The 21,582-nt window shown below is 43.3% G+C and carries 17 protein-coding genes; 4 read left to right on the top strand and 13 right to left on the bottom strand.

Going from position 1 to position 21,582, the window contains the following annotated elements:
• Positions 1 to 7 precede the first annotated feature (7 nt).
• From ubiE to H4K34_RS03145, 6 genes are all read right to left on the bottom strand, one after another.
• Positions 8 to 733 carry a bifunctional demethylmenaquinone methyltransferase/2-methoxy-6-polyprenyl-1,4-benzoquinol methylase UbiE gene (ubiE, locus tag H4K34_RS03170; RefSeq protein ID WP_210759384.1) on the bottom strand — a complete coding sequence of 242 codons (726 nt, stop codon included), beginning with the start codon at positions 731 to 733 and terminating at the stop codon, positions 8 to 10.
• Positions 734 to 798: 65 nt separating this feature from the next.
• Positions 799 to 1,362 (bottom strand): hypothetical protein, encoded by a 564-nt coding sequence (locus H4K34_RS03165; RefSeq protein WP_210759383.1) that lies wholly within the window; start codon positions 1,360 to 1,362, stop codon positions 799 to 801.
• Positions 1,359 to 2,228 carry a hypothetical protein gene (locus tag H4K34_RS03160; RefSeq protein WP_210759382.1) on the bottom strand — a complete coding sequence of 290 codons (870 nt, stop codon included), beginning with the start codon at positions 2,226 to 2,228 and terminating at the stop codon, positions 1,359 to 1,361. The genes H4K34_RS03165 and H4K34_RS03160 overlap by 4 nt, the downstream gene beginning before the upstream one ends.
• Positions 2,229 to 2,278: 50 nt before the next feature.
• On the bottom strand, positions 2,279 to 3,304 hold the full coding sequence (locus tag H4K34_RS03155; RefSeq protein ID WP_210759381.1) for a glycosyltransferase family 9 protein: 1,026 nt from the start codon (positions 3,302 to 3,304) through the stop codon (positions 2,279 to 2,281).
• A complete protein-coding gene (locus H4K34_RS03150) occupies positions 3,304 to 3,909 on the bottom strand; it encodes a DUF4254 domain-containing protein (RefSeq protein ID WP_210759380.1) in 606 nt (201 codons plus the stop codon). The genes H4K34_RS03155 and H4K34_RS03150 overlap by 1 nt, the downstream gene beginning before the upstream one ends.
• The gene (locus H4K34_RS03145) at positions 3,902 to 5,101 is read right to left on the bottom strand and encodes a pyridoxal phosphate-dependent aminotransferase (protein WP_210759379.1); all 1,200 of its coding nucleotides are present in this window, start codon (positions 5,099 to 5,101) and stop codon (positions 3,902 to 3,904) included. The genes H4K34_RS03150 and H4K34_RS03145 overlap by 8 nt, the downstream gene beginning before the upstream one ends.
• A gap of 95 nt (positions 5,102 to 5,196) precedes the next feature.
• On the opposite strand from H4K34_RS03145, the gene H4K34_RS03140 reads away from it, so the two are divergent.
• The 4 genes from H4K34_RS03140 (at position 5,197) to H4K34_RS03125 (ending at position 11,122) form a co-directional block, all read left to right on the top strand.
• Positions 5,197 to 5,718, top strand: a complete 522-nt coding sequence (locus H4K34_RS03140; protein WP_210759378.1) for a DUF7935 family protein — start codon at positions 5,197 to 5,199, stop codon at positions 5,716 to 5,718.
• Between the two features lie 166 nt (positions 5,719 to 5,884).
• On the top strand, positions 5,885 to 7,486 hold the full coding sequence (locus H4K34_RS03135) for a hypothetical protein (RefSeq protein WP_210759377.1): 1,602 nt from the start codon (positions 5,885 to 5,887) through the stop codon (positions 7,484 to 7,486).
• A complete protein-coding gene (locus H4K34_RS03130) occupies positions 7,487 to 9,520 on the top strand; it encodes a M48 family metallopeptidase (RefSeq protein ID WP_210759376.1) in 2,034 nt (677 codons plus the stop codon).
• A gap of 27 nt (positions 9,521 to 9,547) precedes the next feature.
• Entirely contained in the window at positions 9,548 to 11,122 is a 1,575-nt protein-coding gene (locus tag H4K34_RS03125; RefSeq protein WP_210759375.1) for a hypothetical protein, read from the top strand.
• An 84-nt stretch (positions 11,123 to 11,206) separates the two neighbouring features.
• On the opposite strand, the gene meaB is transcribed toward H4K34_RS03125, so the two are convergent.
• The 7 genes from meaB to H4K34_RS03090 form a co-directional block, all read right to left on the bottom strand.
• Complete coding sequence (gene meaB / locus H4K34_RS03120; protein ID WP_210759374.1) at positions 11,207 to 12,226, bottom strand: methylmalonyl Co-A mutase-associated GTPase MeaB; 1,020 nt, start codon at positions 12,224 to 12,226, stop codon at positions 11,207 to 11,209.
• Positions 12,227 to 12,535, bottom strand: coding sequence for a YbaB/EbfC family nucleoid-associated protein (locus H4K34_RS03115; protein WP_210759373.1), 309 nt, complete (start codon positions 12,533 to 12,535; stop codon positions 12,227 to 12,229).
• The gene (gene scpA / locus H4K34_RS03110; protein WP_210759372.1) at positions 12,535 to 14,679 is read right to left on the bottom strand and encodes a methylmalonyl-CoA mutase; all 2,145 of its coding nucleotides are present in this window, start codon (positions 14,677 to 14,679) and stop codon (positions 12,535 to 12,537) included. Before scpA ends, H4K34_RS03115 begins: the two co-directional genes overlap by 1 nt.
• Before the next feature lie 2 nt (positions 14,680 to 14,681).
• A complete protein-coding gene (locus H4K34_RS03105) occupies positions 14,682 to 16,067 on the bottom strand; it encodes a methylmalonyl-CoA mutase family protein (protein ID WP_210759371.1) in 1,386 nt (461 codons plus the stop codon).
• Positions 16,068 to 16,129: 62 nt separating this feature from the next.
• The gene (locus H4K34_RS03100; RefSeq protein WP_210759370.1) at positions 16,130 to 19,207 is read right to left on the bottom strand and encodes a WD40/YVTN/BNR-like repeat-containing protein; all 3,078 of its coding nucleotides are present in this window, start codon (positions 19,205 to 19,207) and stop codon (positions 16,130 to 16,132) included.
• Between the two features lie 62 nt (positions 19,208 to 19,269).
• Positions 19,270 to 19,596, bottom strand: a complete 327-nt coding sequence (locus H4K34_RS03095) for an FtsB family cell division protein (RefSeq protein ID WP_210759369.1) — start codon at positions 19,594 to 19,596, stop codon at positions 19,270 to 19,272.
• 201 nt (positions 19,597 to 19,797) lie between these two features.
• Positions 19,798 to 21,576, bottom strand: a complete 1,779-nt coding sequence (locus tag H4K34_RS03090) for an ABC transporter ATP-binding protein (protein ID WP_210759368.1) — start codon at positions 21,574 to 21,576, stop codon at positions 19,798 to 19,800.
• Between the last annotated feature and the right edge of the window lie 6 nt (positions 21,577 to 21,582).

Below are 21,582 nucleotides of genomic sequence, written 5' to 3'. Positions count from 1 at the left end.
ACCGGGCTTATTTTATTCCTTCGTAGATAGAGGCAATACCAAAGGTAAGGGGAATTCTAGCTCCGCGCTTATATTGGCATTCTCCCATAATTTTCATGAATGCTTCGCCGTGTGGAAAGGCTTGCACTGACTCAGGTAAGTAAGTATAGGCTCGGCTATCTTTACTGATCAGCTTACCAATCCCGGGAAGGATATTCTTGAAATAGAAATTGTAGAGTTGTTTCATCGGGAAGGCCTGGGGCTGTGAAAACTCCAATACCACCAAATGACCGCCGGGTTTCAATACCCGATACATTTCTTTTAAACCTTGTTTTAGGTTTTCGAAGTTCCGCACGCCAAAGGCTACGGTAATAGCATCAAAGGTATTATCAGCGAAAGGAAGATTTTCGGAATCTGCCTGCTTCAGGGTGATTAGCTTGCTAAGGCCTTTGTCCGCCACTTTTTTGCGACCCACCTCCAGCATACCATTGGAAATGTCGATTCCAGTGATGGCTTGAGCACCACTTTTTTCAAGAGCGATAGCTAAATCCGCGGTACCAGTAGCCACATCCAGAATCATTTCCGGATTACGGGCTTTTACCATTTTTACCACTTTTTTACGCCAACCTTTGTCGATGCTTAAAGACAAAACATGGTTTAAAAGATCGTAGCGTTTCGAAATATTATCGAACATTTCCGCTACCTGCTCTTTCTTGCTTCCGTCTGCCTGATAAGGCTTTACTTCCTGACTCATAATTCCATTCAAGGGCGGCAAAGGTACGGGGAATTTTGACTTGAGTTTAAGATTTGCCAGGGAAGCTACTTGCCTTGTAAATAGGCTTCTGCCATGGCTTTCATTTGTTGGCGAATTTGCATGCCATCCATAACTGGATAAGCCATTCCATTTATCTCATAAACTTCGCCCAAATTCTGTTTGGCCCGACCTTGCATCATTGTACTGTAAAACCAATAATCGGGTCCGAAGTTCAATTGCTCTTTTAGAAAATTGTTTCGTTTCTCAAGATCGTCGAAATAGGGAGGAATCAATTTTTGTGGGGCTTCAAAAACCAATAACTGGTTGAAGCTACTGTCACCTTCTACTTTAGGGGCTAATAAAAAGTAAATGTATTGACCATCGCTGGCGGCTGTTTCCAATAAGAACAGGGCTTGCCCTATTCGGAAGCTTGCATATTGTTCCCAATGCTTAAAGGTGCTATCTTCTTTTATTTCTGCTTCAAATTTATGAGCAAAGGCTTCCATCGGATCATGAAAATACCAGAAGGCCTCCTGTTCATTAACCTTGGCAGGTCCTAAGCTTTGCCATTGGGCTTTCGCGGTAAATTGAAAGATTAGCAGGAAAAAGAAACAGCGTACTAAAGTCATTCTTTCTTTAAGTCAAAGGGTACGGTAATTCCCAACCAGGGGATCAAGGCATCAATTTCATCAGGCAGAGTAAAGAAGCCATAATCCAGACTTACTTCGCGCCAAACCGTGCGCCCTCCTAATGAAGCGATAAAAGTATCAAAGACTAAATAATTCTCAGTTATCAAGTAGAATTTACGCGTAACTCTAAGCATGCCACTTAAGCTAATGGTGGGGTTTTCACTCCAATCACCATCCGACATACCATAGCCAATGGATAGAGTCACGTTTTTATCGTAATCCCCTAAGGTAAAGGCACCGTATCCGATGCCAAAGGTATTATTGAATTCATCTCCTAATACCGATCCAAATAGGCCACCAGCGGCTACATTTAATTTCCCAGGAACTATGGGAACACTAAATTTTGGAGTTATCCAAACTGGGGTAGGAGCACCATAGCCAAAGATGAAAAGGGGGATAGTACCTACTCCAATAGTAAATCGATCACTCAATCCAACCGAAAGTTGATTTAGGAATACCCAGTTGTTTTGATAATAGCCTTCGCCTCTTTTCATGTTTAATGCATTGGGGCCGAAGAAATAGCGACTGGCTTGGAGGTTATAATGCACTGCTTTAGAGAATGTCTCCTGCTCGAAGCTTAGTTCTTTAATTTGTTCCACCTTAATGGTGATTTGATGACCATTGCGATCTTCGATGGTAATAATCTTGGTATCCTGATAAATTAGGTAGCCTTCGAATTCATCACCTTCAATGGTTTCAATAATGGCGAAGGGGCGTTTTTCAGTACTGTCGCCAGGCTCGTATTGTGCCATAAGATTAGCACCCAGTAAACAGAAAATGAGTAGGAGGAAGTGGCTGGCTTTCATGCTCTTTGTTTTTATAAAGATGCATGAATTGAATGAATGGTTGGAGTAGCCTAGATCAAGGAATTTACTTTTTCAGCTACTTTACTAACCGCTAAATCTTGCATACAGGCGAAGTCCCCTCTTTTACAAGTACTGGTCCCGAAAATGCTGCAAGGTTGGCAATCGAGTGTGCCTGGATCTAAGGAAACCATATGATCCTCATTAGCATAGGGCGCAAAGCCAGCGCCGGGATGCGTGCCACCCCAAATGGAAACCACCGGACAGCCACTCCAGGCGGCCATGTGCATATTGGAAGAATCATGACTTACGAAAACATCCAAATGTTTCATCAAGGCAATTTCCTGATCCAATTTAAATTTGCCTGCGACTATCTCGAAAGAAACTTCAGCGGCTTTGGCCAGTTCTCTTAAGCCTTCTACTTCATCAGGCCCACCAAAGAGGAAGAACTTTCTATTTGGTCTTCCCAGATCCTTAAGCAGGGCAATGAACTTTTCACGAGGCCATTCCTTGGATTTATGTCGAGCGCCAGGGGCGATACCAATATTGATTTCTGCCTTGGATTCTTCCCACCATTGCAAATGTTCAGCGCTTAATTGATAAGGAGCAGCTTTAATGCTATCCCGATTAAATGAGATGGAGATATTTTGACGAGCAAAGCAATCCAGATGTAACTGACTTATGGGAGCCAGAGCTGCCTGAGCAGGATTTGTACTCTCTAAAAAAGCTTTGCGAGCTTGTCGATCTTTATGCAGGCTTTCGGTGGGAACTCCTTTGAGTGCGAAAAACTTGCTGATGATTTTGGTACGTAAAACCGAATGCGCATCAATTAGCAAATCCGGCTTAAAGTCGCGATTAACCTCTTTTACCAAACGCTTTAAGCCTAGTACTCCTTTATGCTCCTTTTGCAATTGAGCGCCATAGAATTGAAGGCCCAAATCCTGGCAAAGCCTTCCTATATAGGGACGACTCAGGAGGGCTATTTCATGTTCGGGATGCTCGGCTTTAAGCTGCTGAAGTATAGGTAGCAGGATCATGATGTCGCCCAGGGCGGAAAAACGCTGGACTAAGATCCGCATTACTTATTCTGATAAAGCACCGGATTTAGTTCCGGATCATTGTACATCTTCATCTGGCGATAAACCTTGGCAATGCGTTTGCCGGTCGCTAAATCATCCAATAGTTGATCGATGGCGGTGCAGAGGTCTTCCTCCTGAACTTTGAGAACAGAGAGTTTGTGTTGATTTTTCGCTAAAAGCTCTGGTGTCACATCTTCGCGCTGGGCTTCCACATTCATGTGGAAAATTTTCAAAGCCAAAATGGACAAGCGGTCAATGGCCCAACCTGGACTTTCAGTATTTAAACGGGCAAAAGATTGTACTTGAACATCAGTGTACAAGGAGAGAATCGCGTCATCAATTTGCTCCACCATATCGGTACGATCCTGATTGCTAGCATCGATGCGACGTTTTATTTCCAGGGCTTTTTGAGGCTTAATTGCCGGATCACGGATAATATCTTCCAAATGCCATTGCACGGTGTCGATCCAGTTTTTCTGATACAGCATTTCCTGGAGGCTATCCATGGGAAATGGGTTTTTCATTTCCTGATCAACATGATCTTTGATATGATAATCTTCGATGGCCAAATTGAAGAGGGCCATCATTTCCTGAGCTTTAAGCATGGTCTAATTTTTCAATTGCCGCTTTAATTCTACTAAGGGCGGTTTCCAAATCTTTTAAGGAGGAAGCGTACGATATCCGAATACATTCGGGGCTACCAAAGGCATCACCTGGTACTAATGCCACCAAAGCCTCTTCAAGCAGGTACATGCAAAGGTCGGCAGAATCATTAATGGTTCTGTCCCCAATTTTAGAACCCAATAGGGCACTTACATCCGGGAAAAAATAGAAGGCGCCTTCTGGCTGATTAACCTTCAAGCCTGGAATTTCGCGTAACCACTCACCAACTTTAGCTCTGCGTTCTTCAAAAGCCTCTTTCATGTAATCCATTTCAGAGGGATCGGCCTGCAAGGCGGCCAGTGCAGCTCTTTGAGCAATACTGGAAGTGGCTGAGGTAAATTGCCCCTGCATTTTTACGCAGGCATCGGCGATTTCTTGAGGAGCGGCGATATAGCCAATCCTCCAGCCAGTCATCGCAAAGCCTTTACTAAGTCCGTTTACGGTAACAACTTGATCGTAAATTTCACTAAAAGAGGCCAGGCTTACATGCTGAGACTTGAAATTAATCAGCTCATAAATCTCGTCGCTAATCGCAATAACATTGGGATGAGCTTTTAGATAATCGGCAATTTCAGCTAGATCTTCCTTGCTAAATACAGAACCTGAGGGATTACAGGGTGAGCTAAAAATTACCAATTTGGTTTTATCCGTATGGTATTTTTCGAGATCGTCTCTGGTAACCTTGAAGTCGTTTTCAATAGCGGTAGGGATGATAACCGGAGTTCCTCCTGCCAAACGAATTTGCTCGTAATAGCTTACCCAATAAGGCGCCGGTAAGAGCACTTCATCACCGGGATCAACCGTACATAAAATCACATTGGCCAAGGATTGTTTCGCGCCGGTGGATACTACAATTTGATTTGCAGTATAGTCCAATCCGTTGTCGCGTTTCAATTTGTGCGCAATGGCTTGTCTTAAATCCTGATATCCGGGGATGGGTGGATAATGGGAATAACCAATATCGATGGCCTCTTTGGCGGCTTGGCGCACAAAATCAGGGGTTTCGAAATCTGGTTCGCCTAAAGAAAGGCTGATAACGTCCAATCCTTGTTCACGCATTTCGCGACTCCGACGGCTCATTGCAATTGTGGCCGATTCGGATAAGTCAAGGATACGCTGCGATATTTTATTCATATGCTCCCTATGATAGCGAGCAAAGCTACGAATTTCACCTCGTCACCTTAGGATTTTTACGATATTTGAGGCCCCATAAATTTTCCTACTCTGACATGGAGCTTTTTATTGAAATACTCAAATACGCATTACCCTCCATATTTTTATTGGTCTTGACCTATATGATGCTATCCAATTTTATGGATAATGAGGAAAAGCGCCGTTTATACTTCCTGAAAAAGGAAACTCAAAAAAGTGCTTTGCCTGTGCGGATGGCGGCTTACGAGCGTATTGCTTTGTTTTTAGAACGCATTCACCCTGATCGATTATTGATTAGAGTACCAGCTAAGGATATGAAAGCTCGTCAGTATCGTAATCTACTGGTAGAGAGTATCCGTATTGAGTTTGAGCATAATTTGTCGCAGCAAATCTATCTGAGTGACGAAGCTTGGAATCTGGCTGTAAATGCCAAAAGTGCTACAGTGGGAATGATCAATAATTGGGCTCAGGATATTGATCCAGATGCACCGGCATTCGACCTCAGTAAGCACATTTTGAATAAGGTGATGACCATGGAGAATTTTCCAACCAAAGGAGCCATTCGCTATTTGAAAGGAGAAATTCGAGCGAACTTCTAGTTCCTTTGTCCTCAAATTTATTCATTTCACTACTAAACTTTTAGGCATAGGATTGGCCTGTCAATTGGCTGGAAATGCCCCTGCTTATTTGTATTTTGCGCGGGATTAAACCTGGTCCCTTCGCAATTCTCATCTATTGAGCATAGGGTCCATAGAAGAACCTATTATGAGAAAAGTCCTGTTCAGCTCGATTTTGAGCCTTGCTACTCTATTCCTTTCGGCTCAAAGCCAAGTTACTAAAAGTGAAATTTTCGAAACCGAAGATTCGGGTTATGCTCCCAAGATTTTACATGAAGATGATAGTAAGTTTTACTGCGCCAATGTGACCCATGATATGATTCGGGTGGTGATCTTTGATAAGAAGAGTCTTAATAAAGAGAGTCAATTTGATGTTACCATTCGCCAACGCACCGGAGTGGAATACGGACTTTTAAACCTGGCCTGGATTGATGGTAAGATTATGGCTTTCATCCGCGAGGATAATTCTTCTCGAAATGTTTTAATGGTAATGGCTTATCCCATTAATGTAGAAACGCGTCGACTGGAGAAAGCGGTGCAATTGACCGCTCGTAAGTACGAATATCGCAGTGATCGGGGCGTGGATAAATTGAGCTTAATTGGGGATCACATCGTAATTCAATCGGCAGCTTATAATGGTGATTTGGATAAAACCGAGAAGCAATTAAATGTCTTCGATCTTCAATTGCAAGAGCAATGCAGTTATGAGTATAAAATGCAGTTGGAGCTTGAGGAGATCAATAGCGATATAGCTTTTGATAAGGATGGAAATATCTACCTTCAGAATAACCGCGAATTATTGGTTTTAGAAAAAGCCAATGCCTATCAAGCCAAATCCTACCCTCTGCCTATGGTAGAAAAGGAGCAATTAATTCCTTTTAGCTATCAATTGGCAAATAATCCCCAAGGTGAGGTGGTACTAACTGCTTTTTATCAAAGAGCTGATGAAGATGAGGACCTATATCCAGAGCTAGAGCGGATTTCTGAAATCTATGAAGATATTGCCACCGAGGGTTTACTATACTATGTATTTGATCCGGCCAGCCAGAGTTTTAGCTTACAGCGTCGCCATAAATTTGATCAGAGTTTCGTAGATAAATTCCTGGAGTCTGGCGATGCAGGAGAGGAGCCTTTTATCCCGCAAGTTTTCACCAAAATAGTATTGCATTTCGATGCCGCAGGTAATTGTTACCTGATTGGTGAACGTCTTATCTACCGACCATTTTACTCTACTTCCTTAGCGACAATGGGAACCTTAATGGGAGAAAAGTTTGATCTGGAAGATTTAATTCTATTGAAGATTAATCCGGCAGGTGATATTGTGTGGAAGAATAATTTGGCCAAAATGCATCGCTATATGTGGCAGCAGAATGATCTGGTAGCGATGACTTCTACGGATAAGGAATTATCCATTCAACCCATGGGGGAGTTTGATTACTTCTCATTCTATTCGCGCTTAAGTGATGGTAAACTGGAAATTATCTATAATGATATCCCTGAGAATGAAATCGGTCAGGTAAGTTATGAGGAAGTAGATGTATTTGATGAATTTGATGAGGGTTTTCCGAATTACTTATTGTTTAACCCTGGAAACGGACAAGAGGAGAAGCTGGAAATCTGGGAGGATATGATCTTAGAGAATGACCTCTACTTTAAAACCCAAAGCATTTACTACAGCGAGAAAGAACAGTCTTATTTCAGCTTCCTAGGAGCGGATGAGGAGTACCAGTTAATTAAGTTTCAGCCTTAAATGAAGAAGAGCCTTATTCCTGTTTACCTGCTTTTTTTACTTTTTGTTTCAAACGGCAGCTTTGCCCAGAGCGTGGGGCATAATTACCAGAAAGATTATCATCCCATTCAAGTAGCCGGATATATTCCGGAAGATTTTTTAGATCGATTAGATCAAGATGTGGATAGCCTGAAAATTGGCGATCCGCTAAGTGACTATGAATTTAACCAGTATTACAGTACACTGTATTTTCTAAAAAGTGGGAAATTCTCTTTTGGAGATCCAGTGAGTCTTTATTTGGAGCGTATTAAAAATAAGTTGCTTCAGGATGATCCGAACTTAAGTAAGGAGATCCGTATTTATCTCTATCGAAGTTCATCGCCCATTGGTTTTTGCTTGGGAAACGGAATCATAGGTATAGGCCCAAATCTTATAGCCCATTTACAATCAGAGGATGAGTTGGCTTTTGTTATAGCTCATGAGATTGCCCATTATAAGCTGAAGCATAGTTTTGAAAGCTTTGTCCAGAACCGGATAGAAAGAACGGATTTGGATCGAGTGGAGTACCTTGAATCACTGGTTCATCGATCTAAGAATCAGGAACTAGAAGCGGATTCTATCGGAGCAGAAATTTTTCAAGCCGCGGGTTATCAATTAGAAGCTGCGGAGGAATGCCTGGTTCATTTACATGGAACCTATCACCCTTTTGGTCGTTGCCATCTAGATACCGATCTATTTGAGTTAGGTGACTTTCCTAAAGTACCAAGCTATTATTTGGAGGGGGCTAATGATTCTGTCTCTACCGATTATGAGTATGTCGATGATAGTCAATGTCATCCCAATATTCAAAAGCGTATAGGTCAGATTCAGCGTCAGCCCAAAGTGTCAAGTCAATCAAAAACTGCTGCCATAGCTTCATTCGAGGAATTTAAACTTCAATGTTCATTCGAGGCCATACACTGGCAATTATTGGAGCAGGACTATGCTGAGGCATGGTATAATATTGCTTGCTTAAAAGAGCAATTCCCTTCCAACCAATTTTTAATCCGTGGGGAGCTAAGGGCTTTATATGGCTTGGCAGCCTTTAAATCCTCGGCAGCAAATTATTTACAGGAAAAAGAGCCTCGATTAAATCAAGGTCCGGTGCAGGCTTTTTATTTATTCCTTAGAAGAGTCTCATCCAAGCAGTTTACGGCAATAACCCGTCGCAAGATTTTGAATTACCTCGAATTAAATCCCAATGATTTGGAGGCACAAATGATGATGAAAGACTTAAACAGAATGTTTTTCGCGCATAACAACATTCTTGATCCTTACCGAGAATTTTTAAAGCCATTGCCGGATTTGCATTTTGAACCGGATAGTACTTTGAGTCCAAGAAGAAGGGAAATGGCTTTAAAGTATCACTATGTTGATTACTACTTACATCTAATACCAGAGTTGAGGGATAGTGCAGCAATAGAGGCTACAATGCTTGAGGACCAATCTTATCTTGAAAAGGCAAAGCAAGGTTTCTCTGCTAAAAATGTTGAAAAACCAGAGGTTCCCTATCCATTGGATTCGGTTTTAGTTTTGGAACCAAGGATAATCCCCTATTCTAAAGATTTATACCCCGCCGATTTTAGAACCTGCAGAGAAGTAGGGATTAAGGTATATTCATATATGGTTCGGATGAAAGATAAATTTAGTTCCGGCACGGACCCTCTTTTTCGAGCTGATTGGGATACAACTGCATTGCACGAGTACAATTTAGGAACTCAATTTAATGCCTTAATAAGAGAGGCTTATTGGATGCGGAAAACAGGTTTTAGCACTTGTCGGAAGTATGTCCCTGGCAGCATGGATCCACTCAATTATAACTACTTGTTTGGTGTTATTGCCGTCTACAATTTAGAAGACGATGATCCTTACTACTGCTATTTAATCAATTTACAAAACGGAGATATCCTTTATAAACGAGATGAAACTTATGGCATCAAGATTTCCGCCTACGAAATTGATCGTGAGATGCGCTATGATTTGCGCCAGATTGGAGCCATGGAAGGTAGATTTTAAACTAAACACAAGAAATAAATTCAACTAATGAACCTGAAAAGAAATGCTTTTGTAGCAATAGTTTTATTGCTAGGCACTGCACTAAACCTTAGATCACAAAGTAAACCGCAGTTTGAAAAAACTATTGAATTGCCGAAGGCCCTGAATAAGACCATGATTAATGAGACCTATGAGCTGGGTACTTCATACGCATTTGTGGCTAGAAGATGGGCAAAAGGTAATCAGCTATTTATAATTGATAAATCCAGTGGAGAGGAACTTTATGAATCGGAATATGATCTGGGTTCAGATGGGTTTATCACTGAGGTTGCAGCTTACAATGGAAAACTTCATGTTTTTGTACATAAAAAGGTTGATGAAAGTGTAATGGAAGACATGGGGGGCTATCCCCAAGAGATCTGGGAGTGGATTATTAATGATCGCGGTGAAGTTGTTTCTAAAAAGCCATTTATATCATTTGAAAGTTCCCCTATTAAAAATCCATATGCCTTTGTTTCAAGGCCGGATATAAACCGCTTTGTAATCCTAAGTGGCTACATTGAGGGGACTGGTCAAAACCGCATTATGCTTGCCGATTCACTTGGAAACATCCTGCAATCTGGGACCATTGAAGTGGCTAATTCTGCATTAGAATTTATTAAAATGGCCAGAAGATTTCTTAATGTCCATTTAAGTTACATCGATTTTGAAGGGAATTTTTATGTTTCCAGTAAGGACTCATATTTCACCATCTATCGAAGAGTAAATAATTTTGAATCTGAAAACTTCAACTTACCTGAAGATGAATTACCAGTTGGCTGTGCCTTTAGTGGTACTCAGATAATGGAGTTGAATGAGGATACTATATTAATTACCACCGATGTAGTTAAATTGGAAGACAATGATGTTGGGGAAAACTCGACATATGCACAGACTTATTTAAATAAGAAAAAAGAGGTTTTAATTGGAAGTATGACTATGGTATTCTCTCAAATTGAATCCAGAGTATTGTCACATAGTTTCACCTTTTTTAATGCTGAAAATCGGGAGTACAGTTTTCCGACTGTAGCGGAGGTGGATGATAATAAGATTGTACTTGAACAATATGTGTCCTCTAAAACCTATCTATTGCCAAATAGTAAGTTTTTGAAGGTTACAGAAATGAATTTGTCAACCCCCTATAATTATTATGCTGATTACTTGGTTCTCGCATGCTATCACGCAGATGGTTCCTTGCTATGGATCCGCCCGGTTGATAAGTGGCAAGGGAAATATTATGCAATGGCAAGTAGGGAGACATTCGAAAGTTATGATCTGTCATTAAGAGATGGCAAATTGATACTATTATTTCAGCAGGGCAATGTTCCAAAAAGTGAAATAGGGAAGTTAAAAGGGCATGTCTCAACCAAAAGACTGGTAAAAAAGGCCAATTTAAAAATGTACAGTCTTGACCTCAAAACAGGAGAATTCTTGGCCGAAAATTCATTTAGTCAAGAGGCTTGCTCTCCTTATTCTCTAATGCCAACCTATGGGTATTTTGGAAAACCAAGATTTAAAGAGCTGTTTCTCTTTTATGATTGGGAGGCCAAGCGTAATGTATTGGGCCGATTGAGTTTTAATTAAGACAGTATTTATAAAGCTAGCCCTAGTATTTAGTCCTATTAACGACTAAACACTAGGGCTATCTTCTGTTTTAGGGTTCTTTTTTTATGCAAACAATTTCTCCACCAAGCGATGCGCAGCCACACCTGCTTCTAGCTTCCCTTCCTTAACCAAACTTTGTATTTCCTGAAAAGCCGCCTGATAATTGCTGCCAGATCGTACCTGTTCCAATACCAGTTCTCCAATGCTTTCCTCGAACCAAGCCAAGGACTGACGCTGTCTTTCGGCCTCGAAATAGCCCTTGTTCTTTTGCTGATTTTCAAAACTTAAAATCACTTCCCATGCTTCGGCGATTCCACTTTTCTGAAGTGCTGAACAGGCCTGTACCTTTGGAATCCATTCATTAGGATTAGGCGGGAAGAGATGCAAGGCTCTTTTGTATTCGCCCATGGCAAGTTTAACCCGGGGATCTTTAGGGTCATCCGCCTTATTGATCAAGAGTAAATCGGCCATTTCCATGATTCCCCTTTTGATGCCCTGTAATTCATCTCCGGCACCCGCCAGCATCAGCAGCATAAAAAAGTCGACCATGTTCTTCACCGCCGTTTCACTCTGGCCAACGCCTACGGTTTCGACTAGAATTACATCATAACCTGCTGCTTCGCAGAGTAAAATGCTTTCTCGGGTACGACGCGCCACTCCACCCAATGAACCTCCAGAGGGGGAAGGACGAATAAAAGCACGGGTATCTTGCGATAGCTCATGCATGCGGGTTTTATCCCCCAAAATGCTACCCTTGCTGCGACCGCTACTAGGGTCAATAGCTAATACCGCTAATCGGTGTTCAGCCTCAATCAGCTCCTTGCCAAATGCTTCGATAAAGGTGGATTTCCCCACTCCAGGTACCCCTGTAATCCCAATGCGAATCGAATTCCCAGTATGCGGCATTAAGCCTTGCAAAAGCTCTTCGGCCAATTCGCGGTGTTGCGCTAGCTTACTTTCACATAGAGTTAGGGCCCGGCTTAGAGAAGCCCGGTCACCCTTTAAGATGCCCGCTTTAAGCTCGGCCGGATTCAAGGATCGCTTGCCTGCTCGGGACCGGAAATTGGGATTGATGGAATCCATCTAATTGAACATATCCAGGCCCGGCATCATGCCAGAGGCCATTTTCTTCATTTCAGCATCATGCAGGGCTTCCGCCTTTTCAAGGGCTTTATTGAGGGCTAAAAGTAATTTGTCTTCCAACTCCTCCGCATCTTGAGCCAGGGCAGGATCAATTTTTAGATCCCGCAATTTTCGATTGCCATTTATTACTATTTCAATTCCCTGAAAGCTTTCTTTTATTTCAATTTGCTCCAGGCGATCTTTCATGTCCTTAGCTTGGGCTTGCGCTTCTTGAAGCTTGCCCATCATATCCTTAATATTCCCGAACATTAACTCTGTTTTTCAGTGGATTGCTCTTCCAACATGATTTCTAAAATACGAGCAGCGGCATCGGCAATCACCGTTCCAGGGCCAAATACTCCTACTACTCCAGCATTGAAGAGGTATTCATAGTCATTAGGCGGAATTACTCCACCGGCAATAACCAAGATATCTTCACGCCCCAGCTTTTTCAATTCTTCGATTACCTGAGGTACCAAAGTTTTATGACCGGCCGCTAATGAGGAAACTCCTAAGAGATGCACATCATTTTCTACCGCTTGCCTGGCAGCTTCTGCCGGTGTTTGGAATAATGGACCTATATCCACATCAAAACCTAAATCAGCAAAGGAAGTAGCCACTACTTTGGCTCCACGATCGTGACCGTCTTGCCCCATTTTAGCGATCATAATCCGAGGACGGCGACCTTCCACCGCTTCAAATTGATCGGCTAAATCCTGAGCCTTTTTAAATTTATCGTCCTGCTTCATCTCATTACTATATACGCCGCTAATGCTACGAATGGTAGCGGTATATCGACCGAAGGCTTTTTCTAAGGCCAAGCTAATTTCCCCTAAGGTAGCTCTTTCACGAGCCGCGTCTACCGCTAAGGCTAGAAGGTTTCCTTCACCACTGCGGGCCGCTTCTTCTAATTTGGCCAGGCAATTCGCTACCGCCTCAGTATTGCGGTTTTCCTTAAGCTTATTAATGCTCTCAATCTGCTTGCGACGAACCTCAGCATTATCTACTTCCAGGAGTTCAATCGCCTCATCCTTTTCATTGCGATAGCTATTTACACCGATAATCCATTCCTTACCGGAATCAATACGAGCCTGCTTTTTAGCCGCGGCTTCTTCAATGCGCATTTTAGGAATACCAGTTTCAATAGCTTTGGCCATTCCGCCTAATTCTTCTACTTCCTGAATTAGCTCCCATGCCTTAGTAGCAATTTGATCGGTGAGGTATTCTACATACCATGAACCACCCCAAGGATCGGCACTGCGGTTAATGCCCAACTCATCTTGCAAGATTAATTGGGTATTCCGGGCAATACGGGCAGAGAAATCCGTTGGCAAAGCAATTGCCTCATCTAATGAATTGGTATGCAAGCTTTGAGTACCTCCAAAGGCGGCTGCCATGGCTTCGATAGTAGTTCGCGCCACATTATTGAAAGGATCTTGCTCCGTAAGGCTGTAACCACTGGTTTGACTGTGGGTACGCAAGGCCATAGACTTGGCATTCTCCGGATTAAACTGTTTTACCAATTTCGCCCACAGCATTCGGCCGGCGCGCATTTTAGCAATTTCCATAAAATGGTTCATGCCGATGCCCCAGAAGAAAGATAAACGGGGGGCAAAATCATCAATCTTTAATCCCGCTTTTAAACCGGTTCGGATGTATTCTAATCCATCGGCCAGGGTATAGGCCAATTCAATATCGGCGGTAGCTCCCGCTTCATGCATGTGGTATCCACTAATGGATATGCTGTTGAAGCGAGACATATTATGACTGGTAAACTCAAAGATATCGGCAATAATGCGCATCGATGGCAATGGTGGGTAGATATAAGTATTCCGCACCATAAATTCTTTGAGGATATCGTTTTGGATGGTTCCCGATAATTGATCAGGACTTACTCCTTGCTCCTCGGCTGCCACAATATAAAAGGCCATCACAGGGATTACCGCTCCGTTCATGGTCATGGAGACCGACATCTTATCTAAGGGAATTTGATCGAAGAGAATTTTCATGTCCTCAACACTGTCGATGGCCACGCCTGCCTTACCCACATCACCTACCACACGCTCATGATCAGAGTCGTAACCCCGGTGAGTCGCTAAATCAAAGGCCACCGATAAACCCTTTTGACCAGCCGCTAAATTGCGACGGTAAAAGGCATTCGATTCCTCGGCAGTACTAAAGCCAGCATATTGGCGAATAGTCCAGGGGCGAATGGTATACATACTGCTGTAGGGACCCCGTAAATAAGGGGGGAGTCCGGCTACAAATTGGGTATGCTGTAATTTTTCAAAGTCTTTTTTATTGAAGAGACTGGGGATTTCCAGTCCTTCGGGCGATTGCCAATAATGACGTTCCGCTTGGGGAGCCTCATAGGCTTGGGCCTGATAGTTTGAACTAAATTTATGACGGCTCATAACTAGGCTTTTTCAAGTATGATTTCCTTTTCCAGTGATTCGGCCAGGCGCTTGGCTTCAATAGGCTGAACGATGCCATTTTTCTCGGCCTTGGGTCGAGCTAAGGCATTGCGTACTTCTTCACTAAACTCTTCCTGATCCTTACGGTAGATGTTTACCCCGATCATTTTCAATTCGCCAGAATCGAAGCGATCTTGTTCTGCCTGGGCCATTTCAGAAATTTGATTTTGCAACCAATTCGATTTTAAGGCAGCCACATAACCACCTTCGGCCTCAATTTCCTGGAAGAATGCCCAGCCTTTTTCGGCAAGAGCATCCGTTAGGTTTTCCACCCAATAGTTGCCAGCTCCCATATCTCTTACCTGGTCGAAGCGACATTCGTGCTGCAATAGATTAAGCTGGTTTAAAGCTAAACGACGAGGGAAAAATCCTAAATCTTCCAAAGGTTCGCCAAAGCCTTTTACGCAAACTTCGGTGGCACCACCAATCACTGCGGCCATAGCTTCGGCTGTGGTACGAATCAGGTTATTGTATTTATCTAGCAAGCTCTTATTGCGAAGGCTGGTTTCGGCATATATGCGTACTTCCTTTTGTTCGAAGCCCAATTCGGCTTGCCATTGTTGCCATACTCTGCGGAAGGCCCGCAATTTGGCGATCTCTGAAAAATAATCGGAACCAATGGCGAAATTGATCCAAAAGCCACGACTGTTTTTTAGGTCCAAGCGATACACATATTCGTAAGCCATAGACAGGGCAATACCAATTTGCTGGGCAGGACTGGCTCCGGCATTAGCAAACAGATTGGCATTAATAGCCAAACTGCGCATGCCTTTAAACTCAGCTTGCTGTAAGGCTTGTAAAGCTTGGAAATCGCTTTCCTCGTTCTGAAACCAATTCCCAGTGCGAGCTAGGTTTTCCAGGGGATCAAAATTGAAGCTTCCTTCTAATTCTTCCTCATCCAAAGCTCTTTCAGCTATTAGTTGTTGGAAGGAATCGCGGTAATACTCTGTATGTCCTTCAATCACAAAATTGCTGCAGATGTATTCCAATTGAATGTCCTTCAACAAGGTTTTCAAATCAACCTTTCCGGGTAGATAAAAGAGGAGGGAAGTAGCGCCGCGATTTAGATAATTCAAGGCTTCCTCATTAGCTTTCTCGGCATCCAGAACTAAGATCTCAATCACATTGTCCCATTTGGGATGCTCCTTTAAAGCTTGTTGATGGATTTCGGTACTTTCTGTACTATAGATTGGTTGAATGGGAATTCCATCCGGACTCATCCGCACTAGCTCTTCATAGGCTTTGCCACGGAGGTCTTTTTCAATTTTTGCTTTCCACTCGGCTTCCGTACTGGCCGAGAATTCCGAAAACAGCTTGGTTTCAGACATGGTCTAAAAATTTACACAAAGGTCTTAAATATTGCTCGTTTGACTTATGGACAATTGTCAGTTTACCACTTTAAAATTTCAAATTCACTGGCCCTTAATTCAGCATTCAGGCTGGCGACTTCCTTTTTCAAGGCATTCCATTCTTGCAATTGCTCATTAATGGCTTGATTAAGTTCGGCTTCAACGCCTAACATGGCTTGCGTAGGTGCTTGAAAACCAATTCCCGCCAAGGCTCCTAAATGTCCGTACTTGTTATTGAGTCGAATAGGGAAATTTAAAGGGTCTTGTGGACTGCGGTTTTGAGTTTGATAGAGTGCCTTTTCAATGGCCTCACTGCGATCCAATAAATTTTGGATTTTCGAAAGAAGTGCAGAATCTTCCACTCGTTCTTGGGCTCTTTGCAAATCACCTCTCAAACTGCGAATTTCTTGGATGCATTGATTAGTGCTATCCAAACCATCACGAATCCGAAGCATGAATTCTTGCTGGGCCTTTAATTCGGGCATTCCGCTTGAAACGCGCGGATCCAAAACCAGTACTAGATCTTGAGTCAAGGTATCTGCGGGAGTGATCAATTGCGCCTTATAATTACCAGGTAGGGCATAGGGACCATTACGCAGTACGAACCAAAGTATCATGCCTTCTAAGGGCTCGAAGCCTTTTAAGCGCATGTCCCAAACAAAGCGATGGGCCCCGGCTTCTGGTTTCCAATTTTCTTGCTTGTCTTTGGATTGTGAGCTGAACTTCCGAATGAGATTCCCTTCAGAATCCGATATCAACCACTGATAGTCGAAGCTTGAATCGATAGCTTCCAAATAATAATTGAAGATGGCTCCATTGGGGTGATTTTCCCCCGCGCTCTTGGATTTGCCACCATATCCCGCCTGCATCAAATAGCTGTCTTTAGGATGGTAGAAATGTTCGCTGCTTTTAAAGCCGGGTTTCATTTCATACAGGGGACCGATATCGTCCAAAATCCAAAATCCTCGCCCTTGGGTGGCGGCAATTAGATGCTGGTCTTTAATGGCCAGATCAGTAATGGGACTCTGGGCCAGGTTATTTTGAAACGCTTGCCAATGCTGACCACCATCCACCGAAAGGTAAAGGCCATACTCAGTACCAACGAATAGCAATCCCTCCTGATGGGGATCACAGCGAATTACCCGACTAAAATGATTGCGATCAATGCCTTTATCAATTCGCTTCCAGCTTTTACCATAATTGGAGCTGTAGTAGAGGTAGGGACTAAAATCGCCCCATTTGTAGCGTGTTCCGGCCAAATAAAGTCCACCGGCATTAAATGGATCGGCCTCCATGCTATTTATTTGGGTAAAAGGAGGGAGGTCCTTAGGTGTTACCTCCTGCCAGTTTTTTCCGTGGTCTCTGCTGATATGCACCTTGCCATCATCACTACCGGTCCACAGCACGCCGGCTTCCAATATGGATTCGGCAGCAGCGAAAATGGTACAATAGTATTCAACTGCCGTATTGTCTTTGGTGATGGGGCCGCCGGATGGACCTTGTTTCGTACTGTCATTGGTAGTTAAGTCACCGGAAATAGTTTCCCAACTGCGACCCAAATCCTTGCTGCGATGCACATGATTGCTAAAGGCATAAAGCAATTCGGGCTCGTGTTTCGAAAAGAACATGGGATAATTCCATTGGAAGCGGTATTTCATGTTTTCCACACCATGCCCGAGTGGATTATTAGGCCAAACATTGGTAGCTTGAATTTCATGGGTACGATGGTTCAAGCGCATCATAAAGCCACCGTATTCGCCACCGAATACAATGTCTTCATCGGCAGGGTAAATAGCGTGATGACCAGCTTCTCCACCGGCGGTTTCTTCCCAATCATTCTCGGTGATAAAGGCCCCGTCGCTTCTGTGTTTGATGCGTATGGAGCTATTGTCTTGTTGGGCGCCATAAATCCGGAAAGGGAAATGATTATCTACCTTAACTCTATAGAATTGAGCGGTCGGTTGATTGTAGTAGGTAGTCCAGTTTTGACCGCCATCGAAGCTAATTTGTGCTCCGCCATCATCACCGATAATCATGCGCTCCGGAGCAGTGGGATCAATCCATAAATCATGGTGATCGCCATGGGGTGCATTATGAGGAGTAAAGCTTTTACCGCCATCCTTGGAATGATGGTAGCGTACATTCATCACATATAATTGATCGATATCGGTAGGGTGGGCATAAATGCGGGTATAGTACCATGCTCTTTGGCGTAAGGCCCGCTGATTATTCACTTGCTTCCAACTTTGGCCTCCGTCTTCACTGCGGTATAATCCACCATCCGGTTCATTCTCTACTTGGGCCCAAACTCTTTGATTGTTCACTGGAGAAACGGCAATGCCGATAATTCCTTTTAGTCCTTGAGGAAAGCCTTCTTTGCTGGATAGCTCTTGCCAATTTTGACCTTCATCCGTGCTTTTCCACAATTTAGATCCAGAACCTCCACTGGATAAGGAATAGGGAGTTCTGCGGATGGTCCAGGTACTGGCATATATGGTACGATAATTTTGAGGGTCGATAAGCAAGTCAATGGCACCACTGCCTGCATCGGAAAATAAGATTCGCTGCCAGCTTTTCCCTCCATCGATTGATTTATACACTCCTCTTTCTTCGGTATCTCGATAGAGATTTCCGAGCACAGCGGCATAAACGATGTCTGGATTTTTAGGGTGTACCCGGATGCGGGTAATATGACGACTTTCCATTAAACCGATGAACTGCCAGGTTTTTCCGGCATCGAGGCTTTTCCACATTCCAAAGCCGGAACTCACATTCCCGCGAACGGTTTCTTCCCCTTGACCAACATATATAACATTTGGATCACTGGGTGCTATGGCGATGGCTCCTATGCTTCCTCCGAAATAGCCATCGGAAATGTTCTCCCAGCTGTTTCCGGCATCAGTAGTTCGCCAAACCCCACCGCCGGTACTGCCAAAATAAAAGAGATTGGCCTGCCCGGGAACGCCAGTCACAGCGCAAGAACGACCGCCTCGCCAGGGACCAATATTTCGCCATTCCAGACTTTGTAAATAAACACTGTCGATTTGAGCCTGTAAGGGGGCATAGAACAGAATGAGCCCCAGCCCTAATAGGCATAGGCGGACTTTCCTTAGATTCATGTTTGGCTTGTTTGAGCCTAAGGTACGAAGCAGAATATAAGTGAGAGCGAGCCCTTTAGAAGCTAATCTTCCTTTTTAGGAATTTCGATGAGGTAAATTTCTTCGCCTGGTGCACTGAGGTAGTATTGTTCTCGGGCAAATTTTTCCAGGTTTTCGGGTCCGGAATTGAGTTGCTCTAACTGCGCTTCATCTTTTTTAATTTCCTCCTCGTAGTAGCGAATACTGGTTTGCAGATCATCGATTTCCTGATTGAGTTCGCGATGAATGAGCCAGGAGTTTACATCCAGAAAACTCATCCAAACTCCAAATACAATCAAGCTTAATACAAAGCGATTGCTCAGGATTTTGAACCAGGTACGATGACGTAGATTTTCCCAGAATTGACGCATATTCAAATGTAAACTAAAGCAGTATTAGTGCGTATTCGGCGAAAGCCAAGAAACGAACAGGGGGCTGTTTAATAGTAGTTGGTAGTTGGTAGTTGGTAGTTGGTAGTTGGTAGTTGGTAGCTTGTCGCTAGTAGTTGGTGACAAGGGACTTTAGACGATAGTTAGGGAAGACAAGAAAGATTGTTTGGTTCTGGATACAGATTAAGTGTTGAACTGTAGCTGACTTAGATTTTGATAAATACCATCCTCTTTTTGGATAAGTTCTTCGTGAGTACCCATTTCCACTAATTCGCCATGATCCATAACCAGAATACGATCGGCAGCGCGCACTGTTGCTAAACGATGCGCAATAACCAAGGAAGTACGTCCTTTCATTAGGTGATCAAGGGCATCTTGCACCAAGCGTTCACTTTCCGAATCCAGAGCGGAGGTTGCTTCATCTAAAATCAGAATTCGAGGATCTTTTAAAATAGCACGCGCAATGGCCACTCTCTGGCGTTGGCCGCCGGATAATTGCACCCCACGTTCACCTACCAAAGTATCGAGGCCTTCAGGAAATTCTTGAATAAAGCTCCAGGCATTGGCTTTTTGGGCGGCTTCAATAATTTCTTCCTCACTGGCTCCTGGCTTGCCATAACTAATGTTCTCGCGAATACTACCTCCAAAGAGGAATACATCTTGAGGTACAACGGCCATATGATCGCGAAGGGCAGAAAGCTGGTAGTCGGTAGCTGGACGTCCGTCAAAAAGCAGTTCACCACTTTCGGGCTGGTAGAAATTGAGGATCATCGAAACTAGAGTAGATTTACCTGCTCCACTGGGACCAACCACTGCAATTTGCTCACCGGCTTTAACCTCGAAGCTTAGATTATTCAGCACCTTGGTATCAGGACGATTGGGATAGCTGAAGCTAAGGTTTTTGAGTTCAAATTCGCCTTTGAAATTCGGAAGAGGCTCACGATCTTCTTTAGCTTGTAATTCTTCTTTACCCTCATCAAAAATATCCATAAGAGCCTCTGTGGCTCCAATAGCCTTTTGCAGGTTTGCATAAACGCTGGCTAAACCACCGATTGAGCCACCAATAAAGGCCGTGTAAAAGAGGAAGCTCATTAATTCGCCCGGTTGCAGTTCATTATTGGCCATCAGGTTTACCCCTTGCCAAATCACTGCCACCATGGCGCCAAACATACCTAGTACCATAAATGAACTGAAGGCTCCGCGATAAAGACCACCTTTCATCCCCAGGCGGGCAACTTCATCAGTACGCTTGCGATAACGAGCAATTTCGAAGAACTCATTGGCATAGGCCTTTACATTAAAAATACCTTGCAAAGTTTCCTCTACAATAGTGTTTGAATCTGCTACTTCATTCTGCATTTTCTTAGCATAGCTGCGAATGAATCGGCCGAAGAAAACCGCCAATACAATTACTAGTGGCACCACCATTAACATGAAGAAAGTTAATTGCGGAGAAGTCACTAAGAGGATGGTGATACCACCAAAGATCACTATGATCTGACGAATAAATTCGGCTAGGGTAGTGGTAAAGGTTTCCTGTAGTAAAGAGATGTCTGAAGAAATACGACTATTTAATTCACCCACTCTTTTGCGGTTAAAGAAGCTGATGGGTAACTGAATTAGATGCTGGTATGTTTCTTGGCGAAGATTAGCGAGGGTCTTCTGGGTTACATTTACAAAGAGCAATACCCGAAAGAAGGAGACCACCGCTTGAGCCACTAAAATGATGGCTAAGATGAGGATGATCTCATTAATCTTTTCGAAGATATCCTCGGATTTAGTGGCGTCTACTAGATCACCTAAATACTTCGGGAAAGCAAGGTTCGCAGCAGAACTCAGCACTAAGAATATTAAGCCAATCGCAAACTCACCACGATAAGGCTTAACGTATTTATATAGTCGAAATGATTTTTTAAGGGCTGCTTTACTAATGCCCTTTCGTTTTTTCTTCTCTTCCGCCATGAATCA

This window comes from Croceimicrobium hydrocarbonivorans, assembly GCF_014524565.1.
Lineage (GTDB): Bacteria > Bacteroidota > Bacteroidia > Flavobacteriales > Schleiferiaceae > Croceimicrobium > Croceimicrobium hydrocarbonivorans.
This window is presented reverse-complemented; position numbering and strand designations above follow the sequence as displayed.

Excerpts from the sequence above, each read along its gene's own strand:
- ubiE (WP_210759384.1), bottom strand. The coding sequence starts at position 733 with ATGAGTCAGGAAGTAAAGCCTTATCAGGCAGACGGAAGCAAGAAAGAG.
- H4K34_RS03100 (WP_210759370.1), bottom strand. The coding sequence starts at position 19,207 with ATGAATCTAAGGAAAGTCCGCCTATGCCTATTAGGGCTGGGGCTCATT.
- H4K34_RS03155 (WP_210759381.1), bottom strand. The coding sequence starts at position 3,304 with ATGCGGATCTTAGTCCAGCGTTTTTCCGCCCTGGGCGACATCATGATC.
- H4K34_RS03150 (WP_210759380.1), bottom strand. The coding sequence starts at position 3,909 with ATGCTTAAAGCTCAGGAAATGATGGCCCTCTTCAATTTGGCCATCGAA.
- H4K34_RS03160 (WP_210759382.1), bottom strand. The coding sequence starts at position 2,228 with ATGAAAGCCAGCCACTTCCTCCTACTCATTTTCTGTTTACTGGGTGCT.
- H4K34_RS03115 (WP_210759373.1), bottom strand. The coding sequence starts at position 12,535 with ATGTTCGGGAATATTAAGGATATGATGGGCAAGCTTCAAGAAGCGCAA.
- H4K34_RS03105 (WP_210759371.1), bottom strand. The coding sequence starts at position 16,067 with ATGTCTGAAACCAAGCTGTTTTCGGAATTCTCGGCCAGTACGGAAGCC.
- H4K34_RS03130 (WP_210759376.1), top strand. The coding sequence starts at position 7,487 with ATGAAGAAGAGCCTTATTCCTGTTTACCTGCTTTTTTTACTTTTTGTT.
- H4K34_RS03125 (WP_210759375.1), top strand. The coding sequence starts at position 9,548 with ATGAACCTGAAAAGAAATGCTTTTGTAGCAATAGTTTTATTGCTAGGC.
- H4K34_RS03090 (WP_210759368.1), bottom strand. The coding sequence starts at position 21,576 with ATGGCGGAAGAGAAGAAAAAACGAAAGGGCATTAGTAAAGCAGCCCTT.
- H4K34_RS03140 (WP_210759378.1), top strand. The coding sequence starts at position 5,197 with ATGGAGCTTTTTATTGAAATACTCAAATACGCATTACCCTCCATATTT.
- H4K34_RS03095 (WP_210759369.1), bottom strand. The coding sequence starts at position 19,596 with ATGCGTCAATTCTGGGAAAATCTACGTCATCGTACCTGGTTCAAAATC.
- H4K34_RS03165 (WP_210759383.1), bottom strand. The coding sequence starts at position 1,362 with ATGACTTTAGTACGCTGTTTCTTTTTCCTGCTAATCTTTCAATTTACC.
- scpA (WP_210759372.1), bottom strand. The coding sequence starts at position 14,679 with ATGAGCCGTCATAAATTTAGTTCAAACTATCAGGCCCAAGCCTATGAG.
- H4K34_RS03135 (WP_210759377.1), top strand. The coding sequence starts at position 5,885 with ATGAGAAAAGTCCTGTTCAGCTCGATTTTGAGCCTTGCTACTCTATTC.
- meaB (WP_210759374.1), bottom strand. The coding sequence starts at position 12,226 with ATGGATTCCATCAATCCCAATTTCCGGTCCCGAGCAGGCAAGCGATCC.
- H4K34_RS03145 (WP_210759379.1), bottom strand. The coding sequence starts at position 5,101 with ATGAATAAAATATCGCAGCGTATCCTTGACTTATCCGAATCGGCCACA.